Here is a 21,305-nt window from a genome sequence, read left to right as displayed (position 1 = left end):
ACACTTCTATCTATATGGATATACAAGGACATATCATAGATGTTTGGATTGGTAAAACCAGCAAGGAACATCCCATTATAACCATTTATGACCCCGAGGGCAAATACTATTCGCTTTTGCCTTTGGTGGCAGAGCGAGGTGTACAGGTAATCGACACCACCCGAGAGTTGATTCATCATAGAGAAGCGGCTTGTGACTATTGGATGAACGAGTTGGCTCAAAACGAAGATGCGCGCCTGCTGATCTATCGCAAATCAGCTGTCCCCAAAGATAAAAAACGGGTGTATGACCCCTTTATCGGAATGACGCAAATTGGTGCCCGCTTTCCCATCGGTCCCAATGACTCCTATATCAACCTGTGCAAAAACTTCCTTCACGGAAAAACAGAGGCTATTGATGAATTGTTTAAGAATGGCACAGCCAGCTTTGCCAACATCAATGCCCTGCAAGAGGGTGTAAATTATCCGGAGCTGGAGACGCTTACCGGTGGTAAAAGCATGGTAGAGATTACCTTGAATCTCTTGGCTTTAAATGAGATAAACAGCACTGCATGGATGAGTGAATGGAAGAGCTTCGGTGAAAACCATTTGCCCGGATTAGACAGTAATGGAATTACGTTGAAGGATGTCAAGCAAAAGCTATGGCAATACTTGCTCTTCAGCGAATTCGTGCACGACCTGCCCGGAATTTTGCCTGCGGAACTCAACACCGTGGCTAAATGCCCGAAAGAGAACATGGAGAGCATAAACAACCTCTGTCAAAGCATCCGCAACCGTACCGATCTTCGTGACGAATATGTAGAACAGGCTCAGGCTATTACCAGTCGTTTACATCTGGATAGTTTGTTTGCTGATGCGATTGATTTAGGTAAAATAGTAACATTTGCCTTTGAAAACAAGGTGGAGTTCAATATCTATTTGGACCATCTGCACAAAGGTGAATACACGGAAGCCACGTTATTGGTAGCAAAAAACAAAAAGAGCGTTTGGTATCAGGCTAATGCCGGTGTGGCATTATTCTGGAATTTAACCGACCAATGTGAACGAATGATGCAGTGCATTCGCCAGCCTTTGGGCGATTTGGATAGCTTGAAGGATTTTGTCCTGTGGTACAGCGAAGAAGGCTATAAGGTTGATTATGCCTTCCGCCGTTTTCAGACCATTCTGACCGGTTCGGATGTTGACACACCACAGATAAATGAATTAGCGCAGTTTGTATATCGTAACTATCGAAACTTTACCGAACAAATACAGAGTCGTTATCAGAAACTCATTGAAGAAGAAGGCTATCCAATTGCAGGCATCAACTGGAATATACAAGCTTGGAACAAGGGAATTGCACCCCTCCTAAATGCCCACAAACGAGTAGCCATCATTTATGCCGACGCTTTCCGTTTTGAGATGGGTAAGGAATTGGCTCAAAGCCTGGAAAACAGTTATACCGTCAGCATACAGCCTTCGGCCGCTTACGTCCCTACGGTAACCAGATTTGGCATGGCTGCCTTACTTCCTGACGCAGAATCAAAGTTGCAGTTGGCTGTTGAAGATGGTAAACTGCAGCCTTATTTTGAAGGGAAAAAGGTAGATTTATCGGCAGATCGAATCAGCTATATTGAAAGTAAAGTGCCTGCGCATGTTAAGCTGATGGATGTACGATCCGAGGATTTCCTCTCAGCTAACGTCACCTCGGATGTGAATTTGCTTATCATTCGCAGCCAATCAATCGATGCTGCGGGAGAGAATCTAAACAGTGTAGGCTATTCTGAAATGGAAAGTGAAATGCGACTGTTTACCAAGTGTATCCGTGCTTGCAAAAATTCAGGTTTCGACAATGTCGTCATTATGGCCGACCATGGTTATATGGTACAGCCCAAATACCAGGCTGGAGACAATATGAGCAAGCCTGTTGGTACCAGCGTAATGAACGAACGCCGTAGTCAAGCAGGTGATCTGAATGGGAACGAAAATTCATGGCTCTATACTCCTGAGCAAATCGGTGTGCATAGCCAAGTCTATCGTTTTGCATTTGCCAAGCAATATGGCATCTATGAAAAGAATAAGATCTATTTCCATGAAGGTTTGTCGCTGCAGGAAAACATCGTTCCCATCCTGACTGTTCAATTGACAGAAGAGCGCAAAAAAGATGCTTTCCGTCTTGAGCTGACTTATAAAGGAAAGAACAGTGGCATTGTACGTGTTAATCGTCCGCTCATCGAATTAAACTTTAGCGGTGTGGATTCACTTTTCCGCCCTGAACTGTGCATTGTCAAGATGGTAGTAACCGATGCATCCGGAAAAGAAGTGGGTCGTGTGGTTGAATCGACATTCTATAATGAGACAACAGACTTGATTGCAATTCCAAGTGAATGCGACAAGTGTAAGCAACCCATAGAAATTAACGAAGGCGTAGAAGGTGATATCATTGTGATGGCCCTTGATCCAGATACCAATGTGACATTAGCTTCTATTCAATTACAAACTGAATTTGATTTTTAAACAATGGACAGACTAGATATAAAGCTCAACGAATACTTCCCTGGAAAGGTCGTACGAAAGGATTTACTGCATGAAATCAAACAGACTGTAAATGTGCCTTCATTCGTACTGGAATTTCTTTTGTCACGTTATTGTGCCTCGGACGACCCAGATGAAATTGAGGAAGGTAAAAAAGCAGTGTTGCAAATCATCGAGAAGAACTACGTAAAGCCCGATGAAAGCAATAAGGCTCAGGCTATTGTGGAACAAAAGAAGCGCCACAAGTTTATTGATAAGATCCATGTGAAATATGTGGAGCGAGAAAAACGTTATTGGGCCGAAATGGAAAATTTCGGTTCCAAACGTATCGCCATCAATCCGCAGTTTTATCAGAAAAACGAAAAACTGCTTGAAAGTGGTATCTGGGCTGAAGTCACATTGGCTTACAATGAAGTGCAAGAGGATGACTATGCCTTCTATGTAGAAGATTTGCGCCCCATCCAAATAGCACGTTTTGATGAACAAAAACTGTTTGAAGGCCGTAAAGGATTCACTACGGATGAGTGGATAAATGTTTTGATACGCAGTATCGGTATCAATCCGGACTGGTTGGCAGAACGTAGCCGCTCTCTAAAGGGAGACAAAGATGGCAAACGACTGAAATTCCATATCTTGTCGAGATTCATCCCATTGGTACAAAACAATTATAACAGCATAGAACTGGGAGGTAGAAGTACCGGTAAGTCGTACTTTTACTCGGAGTTCTCTCCCTATTCCACCTTGCTGTCCGGTGGTCAAGCCAGTACTGCGACATTGCTGTACAATAATCAGCGTAAACAAGTTGGTGCAGTGGGATTTTGGGACAATGTGGCTTTTGACGAAGTAGCCAACATGAAGATTAAAGATGCCGATACCATTCAAATCATGAAGGATTATATGGCAAATGGACGCTTCAGCCGAGGACAGGAAGTGACCGGACAGGCAAGTTTTGCTTTTGTCGGTAACTTTGACTTGAACATACCCACTATAGTCAACAGCTATGATCATGACTTATTGGCCACTTTACCCAAGGCATTCGACTTTGCTGTTATCGATCGGTTCTACAATTATATACCAGGCTGGGAAATACCCAAGATTGACGATTCTGCCTACAATAACAACTATGGCATGATTTCTGACTACCTGTCGGAAGTCATGCACTACCTCTTTGACCACAACAGTGACTATCTGCCCATATTGAATAAATATCTCAAAGTAGGTGACAATGTAGAAGGCCGTGATAGTCGTGCGCTTCAAAAAACTGTACTTGGCTTCTTAAAACTCATTTACCCCATAGGTGAACCTACGCCTAAGGAGTTTGATGAGATTGTAGCGTATGCTCTAGAAGGTCGTCGACGTGTAAAAGAACAATTGAATAAGCGTAAGCCTGATGAAGAATACGCTCGCATCAATATGTCGTATATCAACAAAGATGGAGAAAAAGTTGTGGTATGGTGTCCGGAAAGTAAAGATTCAATGGTTACACAGGATCCTAGAAAGACTGGGGATGTAGAAATTGTTATTGAAAAACAACCAGCAGCCTTTAATCCTCATAAATCTAAGAGCACAGAAAAAGAAGCGGTATGCCAGAAAGAATGTTTGCAAGAATTTACACCTGTACAAGCGACAACTGCACCTAATGCAATAATAGACAATGATCCAAAGCCCAAATCGCTTGCTATTCGGTATGGAGATACAGGCTACAGCTACGATAAGCTATTTGCTGATTACTTGGAAGGGGCAAAGGTTATCGAACTGCAAGAGCCCTACCTATCACATGGATATCAAATGCAAAATCTAACTCGCTTTATTGAATCCATTGTAAAAATAGGTGATTGTAAGAAGATTATACTTACCACCAAAATGGGTGAATCCATTGATGAAACACAAAAGATTCAAGATGGGCTGGAACAACTAAAGGCGGCTCTGCAAGATACTGGGATTGATTTTGAATTCACATTCTCAGATTTAATTCATGCAAGGTACATCATCACCGACAACGGATGGAATATCTCCCTTGACCGCGGCTTGCATATCTATCAAAACATTGGTCGCAACTTCTATCTTATGGGCTATTATGACTTGGATTTACGCCCTTGCTTGGAAACAAAAATTGTATATACTAAAGTTGAATAAATATGTGTTCAGATAATGAAACAACGCAAGATTTACTTGGTTATCAGGTTCATGCAGACTTGCTTAAAAAGATAATGGATTTCATCGCCAAAGGAACAGAGGTCATTCAAGTATCAGAGGTCACTAAAGGAACGGTGGACTTTCGTCCAGTTGGTATAGGGTGCATTCACCCGGCATATCGCATGCTTTCGCAGTGATAGATTATGGTGCCCAGGTCACATTCACCGGTTTCAGCCAACTGGTCGATGACTTTGAAGATGTCATCCACCAGGATGCCGTCCGTCATGATGGCTTCGCGGTAGCTCGGTGAGCAGAAGGGGTGGTCGTTACTTTCAGAGTGTTCTTCATCATAGGCATCATCGTTGCTTTCTTCGGATGCTTGTTCATCAGAAGGTTTTTCAGACTCTGCTTCTTTAGCAGGTTCCTCGGTCGTTTCATCATCCGAAGATTGAGAAGAAGTTTCGTCCTGTTCGGTGTCCAATTCAGTTTCATTGGATGTTTCTTCTGAGTTGTCTGATTGCTCCTTTTCATCGTCGGATTCTTCTTTCCCTTCCTGTGAAGCATCGGCATCCGATTGTGCTTCGGATTCCTCTTTCTTTTCCTCTTCCTTCTTCGGTTCCTCCCTGCTCACCTTATGAGGTCGGAAGGACTGTGCTTCGTCCGATATGTCTACATCCTCCTCAGGTGAGTCGATGAGTACCACATCTATCTCTGGGTCATTGTGCAGTTTCTCCACCAGCGAGGTCCTATCCACTTTGTTGTTGGGTTCGTATGACCAGACTTCATAGGGTAGTTGTTCCTCTCATACTTCTTGATGTCTGCCTTGCGGCATTTCATGATCAAGTGTTGGAAGTCGCAGTCGATGACAACCACCCGGACGCCTTTTGCCACTAAGTAGTTGGCAAAGGTGACGCAAAGGATGGTCTTTCCGACTCCTCCTTTCTGGTTGGCAAAGGTGACTATGACCGGGGTCTGTATCATGTTGTTTTCCGTTTATTAAATTCGCAAGCAAAAGTAAATGCTGGAACAGGGAAAACCTAAATGTACAACATCAATGTGCTTTCGGTTGCTGAAACCGGGGGGTGAATGGACTTCGGAACAAGGGAATCTGAGAAAAATTAGCCCAAAAAGTTACAACTAAAAGTCCCCATTTGACTTTCTGTTGTAACTTAAATCATTAAACATCAATACTAAATCTTCAACGAGCGTCCGTCGTCCACCTCGTCGTAGTTCGTTTTCTTGCCAACTTCCCATTCGCGGTTAGCACTGTGACTGCCGACTCCTTCTTTCCGGAGTTTACCCAATCCTTGATGGGACTTCCGCTGTAAACTTTTGATTGGATTGAGTGTATTCTTCTTGGGCTTCTTCTTCACCCGTTCCACATCAAAACCTTCTTGATACATAGCGCTGCGGGGGGACTTCACTTCGGGATTCTGGAATATATCACGCAATTTGTCCACAGCATCAGCATACTTGGGAGGACGTTCTGTAGAAATGTCCACCAGGTCCGGACGGTCCACCTTGAATGCCTTGCACAGCATTTCCACTTCGGCTTCGTTCTGCAGGCGGAATTTCTCAATGAAACTGATGCGATTATTACGGTCTATGGCCTTGGCCATGAAAGGCGGCAAGGGTCTGCTCTGGCCATCGTAGTAGATGACACCTTTCTTTATATAGGCATGCTGTTTCTTGAATTTCTGGAAGATTTCTCCCTGCGTGGCCTTAGGATTGAGGGTCAGCAACTGGTCTATGAATGCTTCTATCCGGTCAAAGCGTTGTTCGGGGGTAGCAAAGTCGAGCAGTTCTTCTACGGCAAGGACCCGGGCACCATGAATGACGGTCTTGTTGGCATGGTCTATCAGCATATAGCCGTAGGGCTTGTCTTTCTTGCCGAAGAAGACCACATCCACTCCGAAGTTCTTCTTTATTTCCTTCTGCAGTTCTTCCTTGTTGGCGCATACATCCCGGTATTTCTCCAGGTAGGCTCTCAACTGGCGATTGCGTGCCTTATCCTGATAGCCTTTCTTGAACAGGGCTTCAATCTCTGCCAGAGGAATTTTCTTTTGGATTCTGCCTCCTTGCTTGACGAAGACGTTCCCGTCTTTCTGAAAGACTTCATAGCCCATGGTTCCTATCACGGCCTTGAACTGGGTGAAGGAAGAAAAGCTGTACTGTTTGACGGCCTCGATGTCCTTGTCTGTTTTCTGCTGCCGGTCCATACCGAGTATCTTGTCAATGAGCGTCTGCGTTCATGGTTATGCTGTATCTTGCGACCGTCGGGCGCCACTCTCGAAGTAACAATGTGTAGGTGTGCATTGTCTGTATCGTTGTGGGAATAAATGAGCCAGGGTTGTCCGGGTTCGGCATAGCCCATTTCTTGAAGATACTGGTGCGCGAAATCAAGCAACTGGGCTTCTGACATCTCGTAGCCCTTGCAGGAGATGACTGCATGGAACTGGGCTTTCTGGATTCTGGGATTCATGGAGGAATATTCCATGAGAAACTGAGCCAGCTCTTCAGGGGTTGGCTTGCGCACTTCACCGAGTGCTCCGAAGTTTTTTATCTCCAGTAACCGGGCTACACCTTTCGCCACCTTCCGTTCATTATAATCTACGGCATAGAAGTTCGAACTTCCGGGTAAAATGGTTGCAATCATCTGAATATTCGGATTAGTTGGGTTCAACGGTTAAAGCATATACCGCACAAACATTACTTCAGTGTTTTGTTTTTTATACACTTGAGTGTAATCAATTCCAAATCCCGTTTGATGCGGTTCATCGTTTCCTGTGTTTCCCGAATGGTTGGAAGCACAATCTCTTGGATATAGCTGGGTGCGAGTAACCAGGCTACCGCCAGCTCATTGGCTCGTTTGACCACCTGATTTAGGTTTCCGCCTGCCCAGGACAGTTCGTTCTGATTCTTTCGGTAAAATTCTCCGAGTTCTCGGATCAACTCGATGCGTTCCTTCACATCCACATTGAAAAATTCCTGCACTGCAGACAGGATATAGTGGCTCACAGAGTGGAATGAGCCTGATTTTTCCTTCAACAGTTGGGCTTCCTCGGGATAAGCCGTAACTGGAATACTTTGGTTTTCTGTTTCATACTTCCTTTGATTACTTGTTAGCTGGGTTCTCTGGACACCTATTTCGCATAGCGAAACAGCGATTTATCGCTCCGTTGCGGCAGTAATCGGCAAGTGACTCTTGTGAGGACAAAACTCCGTTTTGTAATGACAAGAGTACAACTTGCTTGACAAATCCTACAACGCAGTTCGATGTCTTCCCGGTAGCTTTAGAGACCTCAAAGAAGCACAAAAAACGGCGAAACGCAAAAATTCACAACATCATTCTTGGGAAAAATATTCGGTAATATTAGCCTGATTATCAAGTGTTCCAAATTTCTTTATCCGTAGTTTTCTGCATCTTTGGAACGGCATACGTCTGTATAGAAATCACTTGTTGCCAAGCTGGGCTATTGCCTTGAACTAATGGTTCATCCGTCCCATATTCCAAGGTTGCAAAGGCTATACATACTTCAATGTTCTATAGACAATGACTTCAAGGGCAAAAGGGCATTACTGCGTATGGACTCAGAACAGAAGTGAAAAAGAAGTGTGGAAGCGTATGGAAATGCGGCCGTATAAAAGTATCAACAGCAAATATCATGGTACTTATGACCTAAAACATAGAGAGTGTCTCACTTTTTGAGGGAGTATCGTGGTAACTTTGCATTAAAGTCCATCGGTTGGCTCTGTATGAGATACAAAATGAGTATATTTACGGACATTACTGGTGGCAACAGCTTTGAGTAAGTAGAATCACTAAAACAGGAAGAATATGATTGGAAGTATCATTGGGGACATCGTAGGCAGTATCTACGAGTTCAGTAACATACGAACCAAGGACTTTGAGTTCTTCGGTCGCTACGTGGAATACACAGACGACAGCATCCTGACGTTGGCTACAGCGGATGCGATTCTGGCCGGACGCCTTTCACTGGTGGCGGATTACTATGTCCGGTATGCGGAAGCTTATCCCTCTCCGATGGGAGGATATGGAAACTGTTTCCAGAATTGGGTCATCCAGAAGACAAGAACCGGATATGCTCCGGCATACAACAGCTGCGGCAACGGATCGGCCATGCGTGTAGGTCCGGTGGGTTGGGCATTCGATACGAAAAATGACACCATGAATGCCGCCAAGGTTTCAGCGGAAGGAACGCATAACCATCCGGAGGGCATCAAGGGTGCACAGGCTACAGCCATGTGTATCTTCCTGGCCCGTAAGGGAGCATCGAAAGATGAGATTCAGCAATGTATGGAGCAGGAATTCGGCTATCGTTTCCCGCTCACCATTGCCGAACTGCAAAAACGTTATTCCTGGAATGGAGTTGATGGGGAAGGCAATGGCGGCATCTGTCAGGACAGCGTTCCGCAAGCCATTCAATGTGCGCTGCAGGCTACGGATTTTGAAGATGCTGTCCGTAATGCCATCAGTATCGGTGGCGATTCCGATACCATCGGCTGCATCACCGGTTCCATTGCTGAAGCTCTTTATGGGGTGCCTGCGAACATGTGTGAAAAAGCGATGACCTATCTGCCCGAGAACTTCCAGAAACTGGTTACTGAGTTTGAAGCGAAATACGGAAGTGGACTGCGTAAAACAGAAGGAAGATGACTTTCCTGGAAAAATACATTTGGGTGGTCAATACGCTTTCCCACGCTGGAGAGAAGGGACTTTCTTTGAAGGAGCTCAACGAGAAATGGCTCCTCAATGAAGATCCAGTAATGGCAAACCAATCCCCAGACAGACCTTTGACCGGTGGAAAGGCAACATCCTTATGTCGTTAGGAGTGCTGATTGAATGCAACTGGAAGGATAGCTTTCGCTATTACATTGCCAATCCGGAGAGTTTGAAGAACGGAACGCTGAATCGGTGGTTGCTTGGCACTTATGCCACCGCCCAATGCACAAGTGGACAAAAGACTTATGGAAAATGTACGAAACCGATTAAAAACTTGATACAATGGAAAAGACCAAACAAGAATTACTGAAAGAATGGAGTGAACTGTGGATACCGAAATTTAATGAACTCTCACAGAAGTATAACACTCCGTATTATACCCAATCACCTCTCAACGTAATTGAAACTGACATTGAACTGATGGTAGTAGGAATAAATCCCAAAGGAAACGGGAAATGTACCTCTACCCATACAGTTGATGGTTACTTGGAGGGAAACAAAGAATGGTGGAGCAAGCGGTTCAACAAGGAATTGAAAGATTCCCGTTTTCTTGCCAACGGACGATTGTTCCTTGGGTATGGTTCCAAATGCCCGGACAGCCAGATTGATGATGACAAGAAGGTGGTATGGACAAATCTTTCTCCGTTTGAGTCATCTAAAGGTGTAAGTAACTTGAAGAAAGAGCTGTTGGCTGAAGGTATTAAAAGCACTATAGAGCTAATAAACATACTCAAACCAAAAAGGATTGTTTTCATGGAAACAAATGCTTTTGATACGCTCAGAAAGAATATGGATGAGTCTGAGTCAGATGCTATCCAATCTGTTCAAGTCTTTGATAACTTGAAATGGGAAGTTGGCACATTTTTTGGCATTCCAGCAGTAAGCATTTTACATCCATCGGCTACTGATTGGTTGGTGAGCAAATATTTCATATCCGTATTTCTCTTTCTTCATAATCTTATCATTCATGAGTTTCCAAACAAACCTTTGAAAGAGATTAGAAATGCAATGCGTAATGAATTAAAACTTTGGAAACAGCGCATCCAGGCAGAAGATGAACTTTAATAGCATAAGTAACTCGCCTTGGTCAAGTGGAACCCCACAAGACCAAGGCGAGTTTTTTAGCCCATTCGCTCACAAATGTAATAATAGACATTCATCTCCAATCGTAATGAATATAGCGCATTCTCACGAAACAAAATCTCCCAAAACCATGAGTTGAAAGCACTGAAAATTAACATTTAAAGAGTTCTAACGTTCTGTGCTATGGGCAGTGTTGGTTCTGTTCAGTCGGTCTGTGTATTGTCGAACGAGCATTGAGCAATACTCATTAACGACAGGGTCGGTCGGTTCATTCTCTTTAGAGATATGATTCGCATCAACAATCTTGTTGGTCTTGATGTAACCCGGTTTTCTGTTGTGTACGATGCGAGTGTACACTGCATAAAGGCCGTCTGTTCTCAGCTTCCTTACGATTGCTTTTAATGTAGTTGTCATAAGCTTTTAATTTTACGCTGCCATAGGCTTTTTTGATGGTGTAAGCAGGTGTAAGCAACATCAGTTTTAGTGTAAGCAGTGAGTAAGCGAGTACGTACATTTGGCGCGGTTTCCATTGTCAAGTGTACGAACCGTATAAGAACAACATGAGGTTGTGTCAAAATGCTGACACAGCCTTTTTTTATGCGCAAAGCCCAGACTTTCTCAAGCCCGGGCTTTGTTATTACCCAAAGTTTTCGTATCTTTAGGCATAAAGTTTTTCGTTATGGCAAAGTTACATTTTCGTCCTTACATTCCCAACCAAACCGTTCTTTTTCCACAAAGAATTGATGAAAACATAGCTGCGAACGACCCGGTCCGCATCGTGAATGCTGTTATTGACAACCTCAATCTTGAGAGTTTCAAGAAGCTTTATAAGGAAACGGGCCGTTGTCCTTATCATCCTAAAATGATGCTTAAGGTGATAATCTACGCCTACATGAATAATATCTATTCTTGCCGTAAAATAGAGAAGCACCTCCTTCGTGACATTCATTATATTTGGCTTGCCGGTAATGAGCATCCGGATTTTATCACGATCAACCGTTTTCGTAACCGTGTAAAGGAGGAAATAAATAATGTATTTACCCAGTTGATTTTTGTCCTTGCCGATAAAGGTTTCATCAGCCTTGATGTGGAGTATATTGACGGCACCAAGATTGAATCCAAAGCCAACAAATATACTTTTGTCTGGCGCAAGACAGTCGAACGGAACCGTACGAGACTAATGGATAAAATCCGTATTCTCTTGGAGCAGGTGGATGAAACCATTGCACAGGAGAACTCTATAAAAGACACATCCGTGGAGTTTACTTCCTGCAGGCTCTCTGACATAGTGGATGAACTTAAAGAAGCCCTGGAACGCCAGCCTGCAACAAAGGATAAGGAAGAAAAGAAAGCCCTGCGCAAAAAGAAGAAGCAGGTCAGGGAACTTGAAGGGTATCGTGACAAGCTGATAGAATATGACAATCACCTTGATACCCTTGGAGAACGTAACTCCTATTCCAAGACCGATCCTGGTGCCACATTCATGCGCATGAAAGAAGATGCCATGAAGAACGGGCAGACCAAACCCGGATATAATCTGCAAATAGGTACTGAAAACCAATTTATCACAGACTTCCGTCTGTTTCCCAACCCTACCGATACACTGACCCTCATACCTTTTTTCCACTCTTTCCAGTACCGCTATAACCGTTTACCGAATATCTGCGTGGCAGACTCCGGTTACGGTTCGGAAGAAAATTACCGGTTCATGCAGGAGAATGGGATAGAAGCCTTCATCAAGTACAATTACTTCCATAAAGAACAGCGTCCCCGTTATACTCCCAACCCGTTCCATGCCGAAAGTCTCCATTACAATGCCCAAGAGGATTATTACGTTTGTCCTATGGGACAGCACATGAACCGTATAGGAACCAAACGTGACAAGACAGCGAGCGGATACATCACCGAAAGTGCCCGGTATAAAGCAAAAAGATGCGAAGGTTGCCCTTTGCGTGGCAGTTGTTTTAAAGCTCGGGGGAACCGTATTATAGAAGTCAACCACCGATTAAATCAATACAAACGGCAGGCACGGGAAAGGTTGCTCTCAGAAGAAGGTATCAAGCATAGAGGCAGGAGGTGTATAGAACCAGAAGCTGTGTTTGGACAAATGAAATACAACATGGCATACAGAAGATTCCGGCATGTGGGAGAAGACAAGGTTACAATGGACTTTGCTTTCTTTGCTATAGCCTTTAATATCAAAAAAATGTGCGCTAAACTGATAAAAGAAGGAAAGGGGCTCATTACAGTTGCCAAATATTTGTTTATGGGACTATTTATAACCCGATATAATTGGAATATAGCAACTTGCTGCCAAATGCATGAGGAAAAAGTAGCATAGCCAAAAGAAAATATAGCAGAACTTAAAATATAAAAGAGGTTGTGCCAACGTTTTGACACAACCTCATTATTTTAATTAAGCCAATTTGGAATTATTCCTCAACAGCCGCCTGTGCCGCAGCCAGACGTGCAATGGGCACACGGAACGGAGAACAGCTGACATAATTCAAGCCGACTCTATGGCAGAACTTCACAGAAGAAGGTTCACCTCCATGCTCGCCGCAAATACCGCACTTCAAGTCCGGACGGATAGCACGTCCCTTTTCAGTAGCCATACGCACCAACTGTCCTACACCATTCTGGTCGAGTACCTGGAACGGGTCTACTTTCAGAATCTTCTTCTCCAGATAAATCGGGAGGAAGGAAGCGATATCGTCGCGTGAATAACCAAATGTCATCTGAGTCAAGTCGTTCGTACCAAATGAGAAGAACTCGGCAGAGGAAGCAATGCGGTCGGCAGTCAAGGCGGCACGCGGAATCTCAATCATTGTACCTACTTTGAAGTCGATGCTGTCACCCACTTCTTCAAACAACTGGGCAGCCTCAGCACGAATCACTTCTTCCTGCTGCTTGAACTCATACAAGATGCCGGTCAGAGGCACCATGATTTCAGGATGGGTTTCAACGCCTTCTTTCTTCAATTCCAAAGCAGCGCCCAGGATAGCACGCGTCTGCATCTGCGTAATTTCAGGATATGTATTTCCCAAACGGCAACCACGATGTCCCAACATCGGATTATGCTCACAAAGCGCCTCAACACGTTGCTGGATATACTGGAGGCTTACACCCATCGTATCTGCCATTTCCTGCTGTCCCTTCAAGTCATGGGGAACAAACTCATGCAAAGGAGGGTCGAGCAGACGTACAGTCACCGGACAACCAGCCATTGCCTTGAAGATACCCTTGAAGTCAGCTTGCTGGTAAGGTAGAATCTTAGCCAAAGCCTTGCGACGTCCTTCGGCGTTTTCTGCCAGAATCATCTCGCGCATGGCTTTAATCTTCTCGCCTTCGAAGAACATGTGCTCCGTACGGCAAAGGCCGATACCCACCGCACCAAAATTGCGTGCCACTTCTGCATCGTGAGGAGTATCCGCATTGGTACGAACCTGCAGCTTCGTATATTTGTCTGCCAAATCCATCAATTCCGCAAAGTCACCGGACAGCTCAGCCGCTTTTGTTTCCACCTTGTCTTTATATACTTCACCAGTGCTTCCGTTCAAGGAGATATAGTCACCTTCTTTCAACAGTACACCATCCACTTCCACTGTACGCGCCTTGTAGTCTATGTTCAAGGCACCGGCACCGGATACACAGCACTTACCCATACCACGAGCAACCACTGCCGCATGAGAAGTCATACCGCCGCGGGCAGTCAGGATACCTTCGGCAACTGTCATACCTGCCAAATCTTCCGGAGAAGTCTCAATACGTACCATCACCACACGCTTGCCGGCAGCATGCCATTCGGCAGCATCATCGGCAAAGAATACGATTTGTCCCGTAGCGGCACCCGGAGAAGCGGGAAGACCACGGGTCAATACCTTGGCTTGCTTCAGAGCTGTCTTGTCAAATACCGGGTGGAGCAGTTCGTCCAACTTATTGGGCTCACAACGCATCAATGCAGTCTTTTCGTCAATCATACCTTGATGGAGCAAATCCATGGCAATCTTCACCATAGCGGCTCCGGTACGCTTACCGTTACGGGTCTGGAGGAACCAGAGTTTACCCTCTTGTACAGTGAACTCCATATCCTGCATATCACGGTAGTGATTTTCGAGCTTCGTCTGCAAAGCATCCAACTCCTTATAGATTTCCGGCATAGCCTCCTCCATGGAAGGATATTTGCTGACACGTTCTTCTTCGCTTACACCGGCCAATTCAGCCCAACGTTGAGAACCGATTTTTGTAATCTGTTGCGGAGTACGGATACCGGCAACCACGTCTTCGCCTTGTGCATTAATCAAATACTCACCGTTGAAAAGGTCTTCACCGGTAGCAGCATCTCGGCTAAAGCAAACACCCGTGGCAGAGCTCTCGCCCATATTACCGAATACCATAGCCTGAACGCTTACGGCAGTACCCCATTCGTCAGGAATTCCTTCCATCTTACGATACAAGATGGCGCGTTCGTTCATCCAAGAGTTGAATACGGCACAAACGGCACCCCACAACTGCTCGTAAGCACAAGTCGGGAAGTCTTTCCCTGTTTGTTCTTTTACGGCAGCCTTGAACTTCTTCACGAGTTCCTTAAGGTCTTCCACCTCAAGCTCGTTGTCCAGCTTCACGCCTTTAGCATGTTTCACATCTTCTATAATAGCCTCGAACGGGTCTACATCTTCCTTGTTCACCGGCTTCATACCCAGCACCACGTCGCCATACATCTGCACGAAACGACGGTAAGAGTCCCATGCAAAGCGTGCATTGCCCGTCTTGCGCGTCAAGCCTTCCACCACTTCGTCATTCAAGCCAAGATTCAGGATAGTGTCCATCATGCCCGGCATGGAAGCGCGTGCACCCGAACGAACGGAAACCAGCAACGGATTCTCCACATCACCGAATTTGGAACGCATCAGTGTTTCCACATGAGCGATGGCTTGTTCAACTTCGTTCTTCAACAGAGCAACGACTTTATCCTGCCCCATTTCATAATATTCCGTACAAACTTCTGTCGTTATTGTAAAGCCCGGAGGAACCGGAACTCCTATAAGGTTCATTTCTGCAAGGTTGGCACCTTTCCCACCCAAAAGGTTTCTCATATCGGCCTTTCCTTCTGCCTGACCGTTACCAAAGGTATAAACTCTTTTTTTGTCCATAATATAAATTTAAAGTTTTTGATAGTGATTTTCTCTTTTCTGTTCGCAAATCTAAGTATATTTCGCAGACTAGAAAACTTTTTCAGAAAAAACTTTATGCTAAAATGCAATTTCGACATTGCAATCTTTAATATTTCATTTCATAGAGAGAAATCCCGAAAAAATGTCTATTTTTGCCGAAGAATTTATTAGATTGGTGTAAAAGTGGCAAGAAAGAGAAAAGAACTTCCCCTACTGGAGAAGGTGACAATTACGGATGTGGCTGCCGAAGGAAAAGCCATCGCAAAAGTCAATGATTTGGTGATTTTCGTACCATATGTCGTCCCCGGCGATGTAGTTGACCTGCAAATTAAGAGAAAAAAGCATCATTATGCTGAAGCCGAAGCTGTGAAATTCCATGAATATTCGGCAGTACGGGCAGTTCCATTCTGCCAACATTATGGTGTATGCGGCGGTTGTAAATGGCAGGTTCTCCCCTATTCCGAGCAAATCAAGTATAAGCAAAAACAAGTAACGGACAACCTCACCCGCATCGGCAAAATAGAATTACCGGAAATTTCTCCGATATTAGGTTCAGAAAAAACTCAGTTCTACCGGAATAAACTGGAGTACACTTTTTCCAACAAACGTTGGCTGACGACAGAAGAGGTTCAGCAGAATGTAGTGTACGAACAGATGAATGCCGTAGGCTTCCATATTCCCAATGCTTTCGATAAAGTGCTTGCCATAGAGAAGTGCTGGCTGCAGGACGATATATCCAACCGCATCCGCAATGCAGTACGCGACTATGCCTACCAGCACAACTATTCCTTTATCAACCTGCGCACGCACGAAGGAATGCTACGCAATATGATTGTGCGTACCTCTACCACCGGCGAACTGATGGTAATCCTCATCTGCAAGATAGAGAAAGAGGAGGAAATGGCTCTGTTCAAGCAAATGCTGCAATACATAGCAGATACATTCCCCGAAATCACTTCCCTGCTATACATTATTAATAATAAGTGCAACGATACCATCACCGACCTCGAGGTACACACCTTCAAGGGAAAAGACCACATCTTCGAGGAAATGGAGGGACTGCGCTTCAAGGTAGGTCCCAAATCTTTCTATCAGACCAACTCCGAACAAGCCTACAACCTCTACAAAGTAGCGCGCAACTTTGCCGGACTGACCGGTAACGAGCTTGTTTATGACCTTTATACCGGCACGGGTACCATTGCCAATTTCGTATCCAAGCACGCACGCCAGGTAATCGGCATAGAATATGTGCCCGAAGCCATTGAAGACGCCAAGGTCAATGCCGAGATTAACGGAATTAAAAATACATTGTTCTTTGCCGGAGATATGAAAGACATGCTGACACAAGACTTCATCAACCAATACGGCCGTCCCGATGTCATCATCACCGACCCTCCCCGTGCCGGAATGCACCAGGATGTAGTGGATGTCATTCTGTTTGCCGAGCCCAAACGCATCGTATATGTCAGTTGTAATCCGGCTACGCAGGCGCGCGACCTGCAACTGCTCGATGCGAAATATAAAGTAAAGGCCGTTCAACCGGTAGATATGTTCCCGCACACCCACCATGTGGAAAACGTAGTATTATTGGAATTAAAAGATTGAAAGTCCAAGTCGTTTTCAATCCTAAATTGTAAATTGTCTAATCGTAAATAAAAACCAGTCGTGGCAAAAGAAAAAATTACAGCAAGGGCCCGTGCACAATATACGGACTACATGGTGAAGGAACCGATGGAGCTCATGGAGTTTCTGGCAGCTAAAATGCCGGATGCCAGCCGCACCAAGCTGAAATCATTGCTGAGCAAACGCATTATATATGTGGACAGCGTTATCACTACACAATACAATTTTCCCCTGAAACCGGGTATGAAAGTACAAATCAGCCGTGAGAAGGGACGTAAAGAGTTCAACCATAAACTGATGAAGATTGTATACGAAGATGCCTATATCATCGTGATAGAGAAGATGCAGGGTTTGCTGTCCGTCAACACTGACCGGCAAAAGGAACGTACCGCCTATACCATCTTGAATGAATACGTGCAACGCTCGGGCAAGCAGCACCGTGTACACATCGTGCACCGCCTGGACCGTGACACCTCCGGCTTGATGATGTTTGCCAAAGACGAGAAGACCCAACGTACACTACGCGATAACTGGCATGACATTGTAACAGACCGGCGATACGTAGCCGTAGTGGTCGGCGAGATGGAAAAAGATGCAGGAACCGTGGTTTCTTGGTTGACGGACCGCAAGTTGTATGTATATTCAAGTCCGACAGATGACGGGGGACAAGAATCCATTACGCATTACCGTACCATCAAACGAGCCAATGGATACTCTCTCGTTGAACTGAACCTGGAAACGGGACGAAAAAACCAGATACGTGTACACATGCAGGATTTGGGGCATCCCATTATCGGCGACGGACGCTATGGACTGGAAGACGTAAATCCTATCGGACGCTTGGCTCTGCATGCTTTCAAACTCTGTTTCTATCATCCCGTCACGGGAGAACTGATGCGGTTTGAAACACCTTATCCGGGAGAGTTCAAGAAGCTGGTCTTGAAGAATAAGTAGAAGATTTCTTATAAAAAATGTTCCCTATACAATGAGTATAGGGAACATACAAATAATCCTATTTTTTTATTCCATATATAATGTGAAATTAAAACCCGGAGAATCATCCGAAAAGAAGAATGTACCCCATAGCTGATTACCACTGACTCTGACATCATCCATATAAGAAATGCCACCATATCTGCCATAATCTAATACAAGGTTTCTACTATAACTATCTTCCCACCACCATTGAAAACGGAATGAATCACAATATTCCCCATTGCGATAACGTTGAACTTCTTCTCCGAAACCATCTGCCCCGAAAGAAAATGTACTAATCACCGACATACCAAAGTCATCCAACATGCCTACATCGCCTGTCCATGAACGACCGATAATAGTAGAATCCACTACATCTTGATCGTCTTCACAAGAAGACAAGCCTATACATAGGACAGACAGCAAGAACAACTGCACCAAAAACTTCATAACCTTCATTTATTTATATAATTTGCATCTGTCAACATCACAACTTTTCCTTCTATCTTACCGGAAAGATAATGGTCACGCACCCATACATTCTCAAAGTATTTCACTTTACCATCTGCAAAAGTCAACTTCAAAGTCTCTTTGCTATCATCTGTCCAACGCCAATTAAACTCCCGATCATAAGTCACTTTACCGTCCGTAGTGTAAGTTGTGGATACTTCCTGCCCCTTGTTATCTTTCTTATAAAATCTTAGTTGATACGCACCAGTCACAACACCATCACTTTCGTAATCTTCAACCCATGTTCTTTCACACAATTTGTCGTCACTATTCTGCATAGTATAATACACATCATCCCCACAAGACGCCAGTCCAATCGTAAATACACACAACAGCAATATCTTCACATAATTCAAAGTCTTCATAAGTTATCGAGTTTAGTTAATACTTGTGGACAAACATACACAAAAAAAATGAAACACTTAATACTTAGCCTGGAATTTCTTGTAGAAGACAAGGAATAAAATAAATCCCATCAGTGCAAACGGTACGCCTGCCAATGCGGGATAACGGTATCCTCCACTCAAGGCAAGACCTCCGATATAGGCTCCGATAGCATTCCCCAAATTGAAGGCCATCTGCACACAAGCGCCTCCCAACATTTCTCCTCCAGGGGCCACACGAATCATCAACACCTGCTCCGGACTGGAGACGGCAAACAAACCTGCCGTACAGAGTGTCATCAATATTGCCGAACACCACGGATGGGGCGAGAGTAAAAATATCAATAATAAAATAACACATATCATCCCTTGCACCACCGTACCGACCTTCCCCGGAGTGTACCGGTCGGACATGCGCCCACTGACCAGATTACCGACAACCATTCCGAATCCTGCCAGTACCATCAGTGCCGTAATGCTGTCCGCACTAAAACCGGAAACCTCGGTCAGCAACGGGGTGATGTAGCTATACCAGCAGAATACGCCACCGTTGCCCAAAGCCGTAGCTCCCAATATGAGCCACGGCGCCGGCTTCTTCAAAAAACGGAACTGTCCTTTAAATCCCGTGTCTTTCAGTCCTTCGACCTGCGGTACCCAACGCCAAATGTAGTACAATGTTATCAATCCCCAGGCACCTACCAGCAGAAACGTGGCACGCCAAGACAGTGTATGGCTCAACGAAGTACCCAACGGCACCCCAAACAGATTGGCCACAGTCATTCCCGCTATCATAATTGAAACCGCCTCCGAGCTTTTCCCCTTATCAGCCAATTTTCCCGCAACAATGGAAGCCACCCCAAAATAAGCGCCATGAGGAAGTCCGGAAACAAAACGTCCCAACAGCAAGACCCAATAATTGGGTGCCATAGACGCACAAATATTACCCACAATCATTAATGCCATCAAGACCAGCAGAATCTGCTTCAACGGGCGTTTACGGGCCAGGAGCAGCATGGGCGCACCAAAACAAACACCCAACGCATACGCAGAAATGAAATGACCGGCCACGGGAATGCTGATTCCCAAATCAGTAGCCACATAGGGCAAAATACCCATCATCGTAAATTCGGCAATCCCTAGCCCCAATGTGCCGAACGCCAATGCAATAAGACTCTTCTTCATACCTTAAAAAACAACCTATATTTTTTACCGGGCGCAAAGATAATGACATTGCATTCTCCAAATAAAAAGGATACCGAATTATTTTCAGTATCCTTCTTCATTTTTTATCTTATATCAATTGTATACCCACCTTTAAAGACTCCTCCCGGCGCCAAGTGCTGCATCCAGTCCTTATCCTTATATTCGCCCTTATAATGGGCACGGTCACAACGCCCGTACCACGGCTCGATGCAGACAAACGGAGCATTCTTGGCCGGAGGCGACCACAACCCCACCACCGGAGTGTCGAAATACAGACTGAGATAGGGTTTCTTCTCCTTGTTATATAATGTAACTTCTTTCACTTGACTGTTTTCCAGAATCAGGGCATCTTTATCAAAGGAGTGGATGTCCAAAGGCAGCAGGCCATCTGTCAACTCAAGCAAATATTCCTTATCCGGAGCGGCACATCCTTTCTCGGAGATAAGGATATAGTGCAAACCTTCCGTCTTATCAAAGCCGAAATATCCACGGTCCGTTGTCTCCGTATCATAGTCCGGGTAATAGAAAGCCGGATGGGCTCCTATCTGGAAGTGCATTTCGCATGTTCCGGTATTGATGACTTTCCAAAGCACCTCAATCTTCTTTCCCTCTATCCGATAGCCTATCTCAAGGCAAAACGGGAAAGGATATTTCTTGCGTGTTTCCTCACTGTCAACCAGTCGATAGCGTACCTCATCTTCCTGTTCAAATATCAATTCAAAATCCATATCGCGGGCAAAACCGTGTTGCGTCAATGCATAGGAAACACCTTCGTGGCGGTATTCATTCTCCCAAACGCTGCCTACAATGGGAAAAAGCACCGGAGAATGCCGTTTCCAGAAAGCAGGGTCTGCCTGCCAAAGATATTCTTTTCCATCACGCAAGATACTGCATAACTCGGCCCCATGCGGGGAGACTTTAATTGTCAGTTCTGAATTAGAAAGTGTTTTCATATCATATA

15 protein-coding genes and 3 pseudogenes are annotated in these 21,305 nt (G+C 44.8%); 8 read left to right on the top strand and 10 right to left on the bottom strand.

All coding sequences use genetic code 11. From position 1 onward, the window contains the following. Positions 1–14 precede the first annotated feature (14 nt). Both H1A11_RS04970 and brxL read left to right on the top strand, forming a co-directional pair. Entirely contained in the window at positions 15–2,495 is a 2,481-nt protein-coding gene (locus H1A11_RS04970) for a PglZ domain-containing protein (protein ID WP_181757794.1), read from the top strand. 3 nt (positions 2,496–2,498) lie between these two features. After that, complete coding sequence (gene brxL, locus H1A11_RS04965; protein WP_181757793.1) at positions 2,499–4,649, top strand: BREX system Lon protease-like protein BrxL; 2,151 nt, start codon at positions 2,499–2,501, stop codon at positions 4,647–4,649. Positions 4,650–4,815: 166 nt separating this feature from the next. On the opposite strand, the gene H1A11_RS04960 is transcribed toward brxL, so the two are convergent. The 4 genes and pseudogenes from H1A11_RS04960 to H1A11_RS04945 form a co-directional block, all read right to left on the bottom strand. Then, positions 4,816–5,280, bottom strand: coding sequence for a hypothetical protein (locus tag H1A11_RS04960; RefSeq protein ID WP_370293458.1), 465 nt, complete (start codon positions 5,278–5,280; stop codon positions 4,816–4,818). 51 nt (positions 5,281–5,331) lie between these two features. Next, positions 5,332–5,630, bottom strand: a pseudogene (locus H1A11_RS04955) (AAA family ATPase); the annotation flags it as partial. Positions 5,631–5,839: 209 nt separating this feature from the next. Further along, positions 5,840–7,305, bottom strand: a pseudogene (locus H1A11_RS04950) (relaxase/mobilization nuclease domain-containing protein). A 53-nt stretch (positions 7,306–7,358) separates the two neighbouring features. Beyond that, positions 7,359–7,753 (bottom strand): annotated as a pseudogene (locus H1A11_RS04945) (hypothetical protein). 734 nt (positions 7,754–8,487) lie between these two features. Here H1A11_RS04945 and H1A11_RS04940 point away from each other — a divergent pair. The 3 genes from H1A11_RS04940 to H1A11_RS04930 all read left to right on the top strand — a co-directional run bounded on the left by H1A11_RS04940 (position 8,488) and on the right by H1A11_RS04930 (position 10,458). Next, positions 8,488–9,327 (top strand): ADP-ribosylglycohydrolase family protein, encoded by an 840-nt coding sequence (locus H1A11_RS04940; protein WP_117600526.1) that lies wholly within the window; start codon positions 8,488–8,490, stop codon positions 9,325–9,327. Between the two features lie 163 nt (positions 9,328–9,490). After that, entirely contained in the window at positions 9,491–9,703 is a 213-nt protein-coding gene (locus H1A11_RS04935) for a hypothetical protein (protein WP_117600527.1), read from the top strand. Then, complete coding sequence (locus tag H1A11_RS04930; RefSeq protein ID WP_131226111.1) at positions 9,676–10,458, top strand: hypothetical protein; 783 nt, start codon at positions 9,676–9,678, stop codon at positions 10,456–10,458. Before H1A11_RS04935 ends, H1A11_RS04930 begins: the two co-directional genes overlap by 28 nt. A 186-nt stretch (positions 10,459–10,644) precedes the next feature. On the opposite strand, the gene H1A11_RS04925 is transcribed toward H1A11_RS04930, so the two are convergent. After that, positions 10,645–10,890, bottom strand: a complete 246-nt coding sequence (locus H1A11_RS04925; protein WP_227186921.1) for a hypothetical protein — start codon at positions 10,888–10,890, stop codon at positions 10,645–10,647. Positions 10,891–11,155: 265 nt separating this feature from the next. Here H1A11_RS04925 and H1A11_RS04920 point away from each other — a divergent pair, with 265 nt between their 5' ends. After that, the gene (locus tag H1A11_RS04920; protein WP_061411457.1) at positions 11,156–12,817 is read left to right on the top strand and encodes an IS1182 family transposase; all 1,662 of its coding nucleotides are present in this window, start codon (positions 11,156–11,158) and stop codon (positions 12,815–12,817) included. A 91-nt stretch (positions 12,818–12,908) separates the two neighbouring features. Here H1A11_RS04920 and ppdK read toward each other — a convergent pair whose 3' ends face one another. Beyond that, positions 12,909–15,629, bottom strand: a complete 2,721-nt coding sequence (gene ppdK / locus H1A11_RS04915) for a pyruvate, phosphate dikinase (RefSeq protein ID WP_117964434.1) — start codon at positions 15,627–15,629, stop codon at positions 12,909–12,911. A gap of 204 nt (positions 15,630–15,833) precedes the next feature. Between ppdK and rlmD the strand changes: the two genes are divergently transcribed. Then, positions 15,834–17,255 (top strand): 23S rRNA (uracil(1939)-C(5))-methyltransferase RlmD, encoded by a 1,422-nt coding sequence (gene rlmD / locus H1A11_RS04910; RefSeq protein WP_008663284.1) that lies wholly within the window; start codon positions 15,834–15,836, stop codon positions 17,253–17,255. 60 nt (positions 17,256–17,315) lie between these two features. After that, entirely contained in the window at positions 17,316–18,227 is a 912-nt protein-coding gene (locus H1A11_RS04905) for an RluA family pseudouridine synthase (protein WP_117600531.1), read from the top strand. 66 nt (positions 18,228–18,293) lie between these two features. On the opposite strand, the gene H1A11_RS04900 is transcribed toward H1A11_RS04905, so the two are convergent. From H1A11_RS04900 to H1A11_RS04885, 4 genes are all read right to left on the bottom strand, one after another. After that, positions 18,294–18,698, bottom strand: a complete 405-nt coding sequence (locus H1A11_RS04900) for a hypothetical protein (protein ID WP_131226110.1) — start codon at positions 18,696–18,698, stop codon at positions 18,294–18,296. A gap of 5 nt (positions 18,699–18,703) precedes the next feature. Next, on the bottom strand, positions 18,704–19,123 hold the full coding sequence (locus H1A11_RS04895) for a hypothetical protein (protein WP_117703950.1): 420 nt from the start codon (positions 19,121–19,123) through the stop codon (positions 18,704–18,706). 57 nt (positions 19,124–19,180) lie between these two features. Then, the gene (gene araJ / locus H1A11_RS04890; protein WP_118936601.1) at positions 19,181–20,323 is read right to left on the bottom strand and encodes an MFS transporter AraJ; all 1,143 of its coding nucleotides are present in this window, start codon (positions 20,321–20,323) and stop codon (positions 19,181–19,183) included. A 104-nt stretch (positions 20,324–20,427) separates the two neighbouring features. Continuing rightward, entirely contained in the window at positions 20,428–21,297 is an 870-nt protein-coding gene (locus H1A11_RS04885; RefSeq protein WP_117600661.1) for an aldose 1-epimerase family protein, read from the bottom strand. Between the last annotated feature and the right edge of the window lie 8 nt (positions 21,298–21,305).

The organism is Bacteroides sp. CACC 737 (assembly GCF_013874375.1).
Classification (GTDB): domain Bacteria; phylum Bacteroidota; class Bacteroidia; order Bacteroidales; family Bacteroidaceae; genus Bacteroides; species Bacteroides uniformis.
The sequence above is the reverse complement of the archived record's forward strand: the minus strand, read 5'-3'. Positions and strand labels throughout refer to the sequence as shown.